Origin of the sequence: Bacteroides sp. An269 (assembly GCF_002159755.1) — a bacterium.
GTDB lineage: Bacteria > Bacteroidota > Bacteroidia > Bacteroidales > Bacteroidaceae > Phocaeicola > Phocaeicola intestinalis.
Genome location: NZ_NFJG01000257.1, coordinates 1 through 626 on the forward strand (window position 1 = coordinate 1; position 626 = coordinate 626).

The following is a 626-nucleotide window of genomic DNA, read 5'->3' on the forward strand; positions in this document are numbered from 1 at the left end:
TAGATGTTGGTAGGGATTTTTTCAAAACGGGTCAGCACGGAGCGGTCAATCGTATTCTCCGGCTTGTAATATCGGGTAGACACCCTGTTAAGGGATATCTGCGAACTCAAATTGGTTCTCATGGCTATAATTAACAATTAACAATTAATAATGGATAATGGATTACAGGTTGTTGCGCTCGATGTCCTTGAAATAGCGGTATGTGCCCACTTTCAGTTCGTCCGTTGCCGCCTCATCGCATACGATGATGCCGTGGCGGTGCATCTGCAAGGCACTGATGGTCCACATCTGCGTTACGCTTCCTTCAACGGCATGATGCAAGGCACGCGCCTTATTGTGCCCGTTGCAAAGGATCAGTACCTCTTTAGCGTCCATTACCGTGCCCACTCCTACGGTCAGCGCAGTCTTGGGAACCTTGTCCACATCGTTATCGAAGAAACGCGAATTTGCCACAATCGTATCGGTGGTCAGCGTCTTCACACGGGTACGCGAAGTCAGGGAAGAACCCGGCTCGTTAAACGCGATGTGGCCGTCGGGACCGATGCCGCCCACAAACAGGTCGATGCCCCCATACGAAGCAATCTGCTTTTCATAATTCCCGCACTCAGCCTCCAAGTCGGAAGCGT

The 626-nt window shown here is 51.0% G+C and carries 1 protein-coding gene; it reads right to left on the reverse strand.

Annotated elements, in window-relative coordinates; translation table 11 throughout:
- Nucleotides 1-162: 162 nt before the first annotated feature.
- The coding region (gene nagB, locus B5F71_RS19630) for a glucosamine-6-phosphate deaminase (protein WP_087213684.1) at nt 163-626 on the reverse strand (464 nt) is incomplete at its 5' end.